Source organism: Ginsengibacter sp. (assembly GCF_057362405.1).
The window spans coordinates 21315-31679 of the sequence record NZ_JBMQQG010000018.1; the positions used below are offsets into that span (position 1 = coordinate 21315).

The following is a 10365-nucleotide window of genomic DNA, read 5'->3' on the forward strand; positions in this document are numbered from 1 at the left end:
CTAATACTGTATTAAATGCAATTTATTTTATGCCAACCATTTATTAAACCAGTTAAAGGCTTCTTCCTGCATCTTCTTATCGAACTTGTGCGGACCGGGGTAATAAGAACATTTGTAATGATCTCCTGCATTTGCTTTTGTATAAATTTCATGCAATATTTTATCGGCCTGTTTCATTTCGGGCAAGGTATATAATCCGTCATCTTCATCATCTAAAACTAATGCAGGCAGTGGTGCACGTAACCCTAATATCTCAGGAAAATCCAATTCATTTGGTAACAAAGGAACATAAACCATCCAGGTATGCGTAAATGATTTATTCAAAATAAAATCTTTCCAGGTGGTCATGAAGCCGACCGTAACAGTACATTTTATTCTTGGGTCAAGTCCTCCCATAAAATCGGTTCGTATACCGCCTCCCGATAAGCCTCCGCAACCGATGCGGTTGGCATCCACCTCATCGCGTGCACATAAAATATCCAAGGCTTTTTGATCTTCTGCAAAAAATACGCCTGGCCATGTAGTACCCGCACTGAATAATGATTTCGCCATCACATGTTCGTGTTCGCCTGCCCAATTATTATAAGCGGCAATATTTTTTGCATCTTCGGGATTTTCATCAGTAAGTCCGTGGCGCATATGTTCAGGTACATCCTGCATCATCACCCTACGGCTCGCAAAAGTGAATGCATCAGGAACCAATACAACATAGCCTTGTTTTGCTATTTCATTTGCCCAGGCGCGCCCTTCATAATATTCATGCTGGTGCTCAACAATTAATGGATGTTGCTCATCGGATGTCCTGGTAATTTTTCTTAATCCAAAATATTTATTTCCCCCATGATCATGAAAGGCAAGGATGCCCGGTAGTTTCCCCTTTGCATTGATTGGCTTCAATAATAGGGCGTTTGTTGCTCTTCCGTAAGGTAATTGCCAGCTTAATTCTTCAACCTGCAGGCCATCATATTCATATTTCTTTTTTACAGTTACCTTAGGAACTCCTCCAATGTCCGGGATAGCCAGCCTGTCAACAACACGTTGCCTTGCCTTGTTTCGCCAGGTATCAATATTATCAAATTCATTTCTCCTGAAAGAAAGAGAAGGCAATTGGCTTTCAATTAACGAAGCAGCCCACGGGCCGTACAATCCAATAATGCTTACATCTTTTTCATCCTTCAGATTGGTCGTTGCATTCATAAATTTTTTGTTGGGTTGATGATCTTTTGCCGCTGCAAATCCGTTGAATATATTGGTTGCGATTCCAAGACCGGCAGCACCGGTGAGCTTTATAAAATCCCTGCGTTTATTCTTCATCGTTATAAAAGTTTATGGGCGTTATGAAGGGCAGCTTAATTTCATTGATTTCATGAGATTTGGATGAGGATTAGCGGGCTGGACTGTTGGGTGCTAAATTAATTTAATTTAATCGAAAGTGAATGCAGTAAGCAAAAACTATCGCCTTATGGAGGACATGCGACGTTCCGTTTAGCATTAGATCATGCCGAATGTATTAGGCCAATGAGTCCATTTAAAAGAAATGCCAGGGTTAGTTTGAAAAAAATGGAGTCGCATACTCAAAGCTTGGAGAAGGGTTTATATAAAAAAAGCAACCTGGCATCCAGGTTGCTTTTGAGGGATAATCTTATGATATATTATTTAACTGAACAAGCCACCCTTTTTCAATTCGCGGGCGCCTTCACCAATCAAAAATCCATTCTGATAAATTTGTACGGTATAATTTCCTTGCTGGAAATGATCGCCGGGTGTGAATGCAAATTGAACGCTCTTCTTTGTAGCGGTTTCAATTTCAACCGGTAATTTAGCAGTAAATGCTTTATCACCTTCTTCACGTGTTGTAAAAGTTCCTGAGTTTAACGCTTGCACAGAAATGGGTTTACCATCTGGCCCAATAACAACTACATAAACATCTTCGGTACCGGGCTGAGCAATTCGGTTGTTTACATCGAATGATATAACGAGCTTGCTTACACGCTTTGCTGTAGTGGTAACCTTTTCTTTTCCATTATGCTTAATGTCAACCGGTGTAATGCTAATATTGTTGGCATTTAAGGTAGACGCAACATCCACTTTTTGTACAAGGCTGTCTTTTGTTGCGGTGGTAATTGTAAGATCATCGGTCAATTTTGCCTTATCCTGTGTTAACGCCACTTTATCCTGTGTCAAATTCTGGTTGTCCTGCGTTAACTGTGCTACTTGTTGTTCCATGCCTGTAATTTTGTCGTTGAGGCTGGCAATAAGAAACCTTGCTTTTGACAATTCAGCGGCAGTTGCATTTTTCTTGTTCAGTATGCTGCGAATCTCATTTTTTGTTTTGGCAATTGCAGCCTTATCTTCTGTGAGTTTGCCTTGTAAACTGGTGTTAAGAGTTGACATAGAATCCAGGCGTGACAGCGATGCATCAAAGCTTCTTTGTACGTCACTTTTTTGATCAGTTACTGTTGCTATTTCTGTTTGCTGTTTTTGAATAGTGTCTCCTGTCTTGTTTTTATCAACTATTAAAAATGCCCCGGTACCAACGAGTGCAACTGCTAAAACTCCAATAATAAGATTCTTGAAATTTTTACGCGGTTCCGGGCTTTCGCTTACAGGTGTTGGGAAATTTGAAGTGCTCATGATTTTGATTTTTAGTGAAATGATTTATATTATTTAAAAAGATAGTTTCATCAGAGGGCAAAGTCAATCGCAATATTTATTTATTGCTGCCTTAGTAGTTTCGATAACCGTGCCGCGTTTACTTTGTTAATATTTTTAAAGGAAACAGTCCAGATGGTATCCATTGGCCTTTAGAGAGTTGCAAATTTAAAATCCATCTTGTTAAAGTAAAAGAAGAGGCGGTTCATCAGGCGCTATTAATATAAAAGAGAATTCTTCTGCGTCATTTTCCCTATTGTCCGATGCCGGTAAAGAGGTTAGTTTTATCAAAAGGATAAATCCTGCTAGCATATTGGGTCAGTGATGGCCTGGGTCGAAATATATTGATAGGACCTTTTTTACGAAAAAGAGCTGCCCTCAGTCTAAAGTGGCAAATTTTCCTGCTGGACAACGGCAAGCTGTTTTGGGGTTGATTAAATAAAATACTCTTTCAGCTCCGTACAATTTTAAATGTTCAGAGCTATTGAATAGAGATATCTTATTGTTCTTTAAGGCACAGCTTTACTTCAGGCGGTCACCGTCGCTTGCAACATATAAGGGCAGGGAATGAGGTTTTACCAAACCTGGTAAATTTCCCTTGAACCTGTGAGATACATATCATGGTAGCCCTGCATTTTTTCTTTCATCTTTTTCATTTCTTCGCTGTCCTGCATGTACTTCTGAAAGCTTTGCTCATAAGCAGTAAGGCTTTCATATTTGGTCACCATTATTACCCGGTTATATTCACCTGTCATGTCGGTCAGAATGTTAACCAATTCGGTATTATCCACCATTACTTCTTTAAACATTTTGGCAACTTTGGATGCATTACCCGGCTTGCAGATAAATGAATCATGTACAATGATCATAGCTGTAATTTTTAAGAACGTGAAATAAAGTTTTTAAAGTAGAATTTATGGGATGCTAAACTAAGTTACAGCAATATTTTATTAAATATCCCGGTCAATTGTTGAGGCGGGCAAACAGTCAGCGCAAAAACAAGTTCCATAGTATTTCGAATAGCTTTATCCGTTATGAGGGCCGTTTTGTGGGCTAATCACTAACTCTTAATCTGCTAATCTCATTGCAGGCAATATTGAATTTTGCGCATTCTTTGGAATAGTGTTTATTGGTAACACCGTTGGAAAGATGAAAGTAGTTTACAATATTTAGCTTTATGGAGTTTGTAACATTTGTAAATTTATCATCTTCGAGCGTAAGCAGCCAGTCGCAGTAGGTTTGGTCTGCCAGGCTATATTCACAATCGGAAGTTGGTCGCCCGGTATCATAGTCCACATCTTTTTCCTGTATATCTGCAGTCTTCAGGCGTTTTAGATTAACAGCATAGTGGAGCAATATGGTATCAAAACTTTGTACAAATAGTTTTTCTGCGTCGGGCGTTGGCGATTTAAATCTTAAAGCTCTTAAAGGCCCAACCTTTGGCAAAGCACGAATCAGAAAGGATAACAATTTTGCAGAAAATCCTGGCCGCTTATATCCTTTGCCATATTGCTTATCATACTGTTTTTGGTGCATTTTATATTTAAAGTGGGTGCTTGTTGCTCCGTTATTTTTTGTGTCAATGGTTTTTTTCTTCGCCGACCAGGCTGATTTTGTTATTATCGGAAATATGTTGGCCACGACCCACCTGAATGTTTCCACCGCTAAATTAAAATGATTATTAAATACTTCGTTAAGACTTAACCCGTACGTTTCAAAGAAAGCTTTAGACAATACGACGGTATCTACTTTGAACCCAATGAAATCGTGGTAGGCTTGTGAGGCATAGTTGCCCTTTGCAACTTCCAGTACATCAAATCCAAATTCCATTCGCATATGAGCAATTCTGTTATCTGCATAAGTGACAAAGTTTCCAAATTTTTTTCTGAGTTTTGGATATAGCAAGGGCACACTGCGGTTCGTTGCAATAGGATGGCCAAAGTTGTCAGCTTCGTAATGCGAAAGAAATCCTAACGCAAAAGCATATTCGTTGAGGTTTGTGGCATCTTTTAATAATGCATCTACCATATCGCCGCTGCGAACATAATGCACGAGATTAGTAAACATTTTGCTGCCGAACGGGTAATAGCCCATATCAGGAGCTACGGCGCCTCCGTAGGCATAAGCATGTGCTTCCTTCAACTCATCCCCTGTTGAGGCCGGGTACTTTTCTTTTAATAAAGGCACTATGGAAACATCCCAGGAAGCGTCAACAATAGCTTCGTGGGTAAGCACCCCGAAAGCCGCAACAGAAAAGGGAAGCAGGGAAATGAGGAGAACGTATAAGATCTTATAATTAAGCACAGGGTTCATTTGTAAAACGGGATAACACAACTTACGTCTTTTTGCTCATGTGAACTTTGGAATTTTACAGTAATGCTGAATTCTTAGTTGTCTTGCTGCTGGCGCTCCCTTCTGGTTATCCGGGCAAAATGCTTAGGTTAAACCGGGTCACTGGCGCTGTCTATCGCTCTGCTGCATCCGAAAGGCCCTAATAATGTTCATCACCATTAGCTTAAACAATTTACAACAACTTCAACAATTCGTCACGAACCTTATCATAGTCATCTCCTCTTTGCGACCATTGCACCGCATCTTTCATAGAAACTTCGCTCATGGCTTTTGGTACTACCTTATTGATCAGGCTGATCACTTTTGCCCGGCCAGCTTTTTTTTCAGCCATCTCCATGATCAGTGCATCCTGTTGCCCTCTCCTGATATTGTTTAAACGGATGGAAGGAATTAACCTGTTGAGTCCCCGGTCTTCTTCGGGGTAAAAAGGCATATGGCCCGGGTAAAATATAATACCATCACCATTGCCATATTCCATATTCTCGTTGATGAAGGTAAGCGGATTCGCAAATATATTCTGATGTAAATGTCGTTTAGGGCCCTGGCCATTATGTTGCCAATGAGTGCCGTTCCAGATAAACCATGTATTAATTCCATATTTATATAATATCCAGCCGTTAACCCTGAAATCTACAGCAGTTGCCTCTAGTATTACCGAGCCATAACGGGGACGGTTGCCGTTGTAAAACCAATGGTCGCCTCCATTCTTCCTGATCGAAGGCAATACATTGAGATCAACGCCGTCGTAGCCGGCCCAGATGTCAATAGCACCGGTGAGTTCTTTTTTATAAGCCGTGGTTGTATAAACAGGCATGTATTTTCCAACTCCCGGGTTGCTTTTAACCCATCCGGATCTTTCTTTGATCCATGCATACTTTGTAGAATCAGGCTCGTCGATTATGTACCAAAAATAAATAGTCTTCGGCGCATTCTTTTTAAACCAGTCTACCCAGAGATCTGACTGTTGTTGCACTTGTTCTTTTGTATTTCCCATAACAGGTGCAGCATACATGCCGATCGGAAAAATATTTTCGCCAATTCCTTCTCCTGCACCATGATAACCATTGGCGGGAGTATAAGCAGAACCATCAAGCCACGGTTTATAATGATCCATACTGTCACGGCTAAACGCAGTTTGATTCACATCAAATCCACCAACAACTTCTATCCTGTGCCTGTGTCCTTCAAACTTAAGCATCTTATCTACCTCTTGCTTCGATAAACCGGGATAGTATTTATAAACGTCCCCGGTGTAAAGCCAGACGTTAGCCACGTTAGTATCGGGCAAATATTCGGGCAGTAAAGTAACTTCCAAAGGAATTTCTTTAATAATTTTTCCCTGTTGCCATAGCTGAACTTTCGTTTCATATACACCGTTAGTAAAGTTTTTCTGGTCGCGGGGTAAATAAACATCTACCCAAAATCCCTGGTTTTCATTGGCACCGATATCAATAGGAAAGCCTCCAAGGCCCGGCGTTGCATCGGTTGGTATCAAAGCATCCGGAATCCAGCCTTTCATTTTCTTAGGGGCAGCAGCCGGTGAACCGTAATACCAATTTGGTGGTGTGGAATCTTTTACTTGCAAATAATGTTCTGTAAAAATTTCGATCGTTCCTGCAGGTCCATACTTTAGCGTATTGGCGCTAATTACATCGCCGGAAGATTTATTCAACAATGCACCAACAGATAATTCGATTCCGTTTACTGCGCTATCGCCGGTTTCTGCAATCACCTGGAAGGCCAATACTTCATTATAGAGTCCTTTCAAATGAATCGTCTTTCCGTCCCAAATATAATTTCCATTCTTGTCGGGGTGATTGTGATCATTACGAAAAACTTTTTCTCCATCACCTAATGCCCAAACATTTTTTATTTGCGCATAAGAATTTTGCTGCAATGCCGATACAAAAAGAAAAAGGAGAATTGTGCGCAAAGGTTTGATTAAAGGGGAACTTATTTTGTTTGATGTCATGAGTTGGATAAAAATAAACGGGCAGGATGTTGTTTGCTAAATTAAATTAATTTAACTGAAAATGGGTGCAACTGAACGAACGCCCGTAAAGTTCGTAATTAGATTCCCGGGTGGGTTATAAATTATGCATCAACAAATATTGGTATATTACAATCATAACCATTGTACCGAATGAAATTGTCGCTTCTTCTAACCTTATTTTTTGCAACACTAACTTCGTCGTTATTTGGTCAATACCAGGAACTCTATCCGGGAAATACAGGCGTCTATAGCGGGGTGAGTACTAACGCTACGGCACTGCTTTCGCAAGGCGGCGTAAAAGATGAGAATAGAGCCGATATACGTGGAAATCCCTTTTGGGATGAGGACTGGAGAACAGCGTTTTTATATTCAGATAATTTTAAAATTCTTCATTTAAAGGTTAAACTAAACTTGTATAAAGATGATGTGTACTATACTGCTGGGGATAGCGTCGTTATGATTGCAAGTAAGGGATTGGTAAAAGGAATTACGTTTTTTAAAACACAGGATACAACAATCGTACTTGGCAATTTTGTTTACTTAAAAACAGAAGATGATAATGCTTATCATTATTACGAGGTGCTGAACGCGGGAAAGGCCCAGCTCGTGAAGAAGTATCGCGTTACGCTTTTTAAGCCACCATTTGATCCCATCTCCGGCACAACAGATTGGAACTACGTTACTAAAGCCATCTACTACCTTTATTTTAATGGTAAACTTTCCGAGGTTAAAGGAAATAACAAAGATGCCATATTTTCAATCATACATCCTCCCGCATCTTCTGTTGATTGGCTGAAAAAGAATCAAAACAAATTAAAATCTCCATCTGACATTGTAAGTTTCCTGGGTTATTATAATAGCGATGCAAATAATTAACAGGTGTAATTTTGCACAGACAGGGCCGTTTAGCCAGGCACGGTACTTTCACCTGGTGGCGATCACCCGGTTAAATAGATGCTCGTAAGATCTAAACTTTCTTCTTCACCACTGGCACGGGAAAAGTTCGCTCAATGCAGCGTTTTGAATACAAAAGCAATCAATAATGTAATCACTTTTTATGAAACAAATTGTTCCTTTTATTGCTTTTATAAGTCTTGCATTCTTTTCATGCCGTAAGGATTATTCTGTTGAATCTGTTCCTTCCATTTTACAGGGCACGTGGAGGATGATTGAAGTAGAAGACATTAGTTCGGGATCGTCAATAACCAAACCTGCTGACCTGCCGGGTGATGTTATAATTACCTTTACTGCAACAGGTAATGTCTCCGGAGTAATAGTTGGGAATACACCTACCAACATTATTTCGCAAAGCGGCTACATCACTGGAAATAATCAATTACTAACCATTCCCGCGTTATATATTACCAAACTTTGGGAAACACCCTGGGGTAGTGAATTTGTTGCAAATATTTGTAGTGCATTTGCTTATCATTTTGACAGTAATGGTAACCTTATGATATCGACTACTAATAAAACGCTGATTTTTCAGCGGGTATAGGGCTCAATGCTCCCGGATATTTCGTAAAGAATATTACCACCCAATTCGTAGCATTTTTAATAACGATACTTACGCAGAGCTTTGCCAGTCAGACTTCCATTTTTTGTAATTTTTCAACTCACATTACCACAATCTCATCCGTATAGACAGACATTGGTTGTCCCGCACGGATGTGCCATGACGGCGCCTTCAACAAGCTTTCTGCATGAACTTTTAGGTATCGTGCAGAACCAGTGAAATTTGTTTGAAACGAGTGGATTGAAATTTTACTGATGTCGGGATTTTCCGCTGGGTTAGGATTATTCGGATTATCAACCCGGATAATGTCGCTGTATTTTTCTCCATCTAACGATGTGGCATAGGTGACAAATACAGGCAAAGCCATCAGATGCCAGTCGGGTTGGGCCTGCGGGTTCAGAAAGTCCATATTCACAGAACTAACGGGCATCACTTCACCCAAATCAAGTATAAAGTCCATGTGATTTCCGGTATAATAAACCCAGTTAGGATCAGGCGACTGCCAGGATTCGTAGGATGCAAAGATTCCGTCGGTAAGGCTATCGACCCCCCTGGACTTAGGTGCAGGACTGGTAATTGGCATGATTATTTTTTTAAATGATTTAGCCTTACCGGTTTCTTCCATTTTTGTAAATATGCGATTATAAGCTTCGAGGAAATGTTCCGGGCTGCCGCTGCGCTCTCTCACCAATTTTACTTTTTCGTGTACGCATCTTTCCACAAAACGGTTCACGAGTGCTTTCATTTCGGGTTTACCTGTAACGATACCGTTAGCATCACGCTGGTACAAACTTCGCGGTGTATCAATTTCTGTTCTGCCAATCTGTATGGCTGCGTACATTATAGGTAAACGGGCGATCCGCGTGCGTCTCAATAATTCGGAATCATTGCTTACTGCTTTCTCGGCATCATCAAACAATTGATTGTATTGCGGCATCATCTCAGCCGATAAGTACGCATCTTTTGCATCAAAGGGATCGCCAAAAATATTTAGCTGCATACCGCTTTTCACCAAAGACTCATGCATGACGTCAATATACCGGCGAATGTATGGTCCGGCGGCGCCGTAATAATTATGAAGAAATTCATCGATAATCATTTTATCATCGGCATCTGGCTTCCACATTAGTTTGCTGATGAGGTATCCACGCAATAAAGCCATTTCTGCCGCAGGTTCGTTGTTTGCCTGCATAAATAAAGCGTTCACATGATTGTCCGTATAAAACTTAATGTTTGGCTTTAGCGTGTACAGGTTTGGGAAAGGATCAAAAAAATTAGTAAACTGAATGTTATAATCCCAGATGAGAATATCATTTGTTAAGGCTCCCCAGTCTTTCAAATCTTTTGAAAATGCCGGATCGGTCTCATAAACCGGAGCCTGTCTTCTGCTCTCGATATTGCATAGCATAATATTGACATTGGGTTCTATTTTGATATTTTGCGGCGCTTTGCGTGTATACCAATAAGCGAGCGTTGATATAATTTTATCGGGAATAGCCTTAGCCACTTTATTAACGAAATAAATTATAGAGCCACTTGGAACGCCACCATATTTTTCATTGAGCGCTTTGCAATTATCGCACTGGCAATATTGGTCGTTATCATTCTGACTAACGGACCAATAAGTTGCCTCCGGTTTCTCTGCAATCTTCTTTTTCAAATTGGCGATGAGTACATCGGCAACTTCCTGGTTTGATAAGCATAACTGCGTAGCCGGCTTTCGTTCTCCATTTCTTAAAGAATAGTACTCCGGATGGCTTTTTCCGAATTCTGCCGGAGGCACCAGTGTGGCGAATGTATGAACGAATAAACCCCAGTCGTTTCTTGATGAAAGCTTGTTCCAGTCGGAATA

The 10365-nt window shown here is 40.4% G+C and carries 8 protein-coding genes; 2 read left to right on the forward strand and 6 right to left on the reverse strand.

What is annotated here, in order from left to right:
• Positions 1–27: 27 nt before the first annotated feature.
• From ACO1O5_RS01525 to ACO1O5_RS01545, 5 genes are all read right to left on the reverse strand, one after another.
• Positions 28–1314: a dienelactone hydrolase family protein gene (locus ACO1O5_RS01525; RefSeq protein WP_486267793.1), complete on the reverse strand. Its 1287-nt coding sequence runs from the start codon at positions 1312–1314 to the stop codon at positions 28–30.
• 342 nt (positions 1315–1656) lie between these two features.
• Complete coding sequence (locus ACO1O5_RS01530; protein WP_486267795.1) at positions 1657–2634, reverse strand: hypothetical protein; 978 nt, start codon at positions 2632–2634, stop codon at positions 1657–1659.
• 593 nt (positions 2635–3227) lie between these two features.
• On the reverse strand, positions 3228–3521 hold the full coding sequence (locus ACO1O5_RS01535; protein WP_486267796.1) for a hypothetical protein: 294 nt from the start codon (positions 3519–3521) through the stop codon (positions 3228–3230).
• Positions 3522–3705: 184 nt separating this feature from the next.
• Positions 3706–4986, reverse strand: a complete 1281-nt coding sequence (locus ACO1O5_RS01540; protein ID WP_486267798.1) for a zinc dependent phospholipase C family protein — start codon at positions 4984–4986, stop codon at positions 3706–3708.
• Between the two features lie 190 nt (positions 4987–5176).
• Positions 5177–6937 (reverse strand): hypothetical protein, encoded by a 1761-nt coding sequence (locus ACO1O5_RS01545; protein ID WP_486267800.1) that lies wholly within the window; start codon positions 6935–6937, stop codon positions 5177–5179.
• A 210-nt stretch (positions 6938–7147) separates the two neighbouring features.
• Between ACO1O5_RS01545 and ACO1O5_RS01550 the strand changes: the two genes are divergently transcribed.
• Together ACO1O5_RS01550 and ACO1O5_RS01555 are read left to right on the forward strand one after the other, a co-directional pair.
• Complete coding sequence (locus ACO1O5_RS01550; protein ID WP_486267802.1) at positions 7148–7873, forward strand: hypothetical protein; 726 nt, start codon at positions 7148–7150, stop codon at positions 7871–7873.
• 181 nt (positions 7874–8054) lie between these two features.
• Entirely contained in the window at positions 8055–8495 is a 441-nt protein-coding gene (locus ACO1O5_RS01555) for a hypothetical protein (protein WP_486267804.1), read from the forward strand.
• A gap of 118 nt (positions 8496–8613) precedes the next feature.
• On the opposite strand, the gene ACO1O5_RS01560 is transcribed toward ACO1O5_RS01555, so the two are convergent.
• A partial coding sequence (locus ACO1O5_RS01560; RefSeq protein ID WP_486267806.1) for a DUF4838 domain-containing protein occupies positions 8614–10365 on the reverse strand: 1752 nt, incomplete at its 5' end.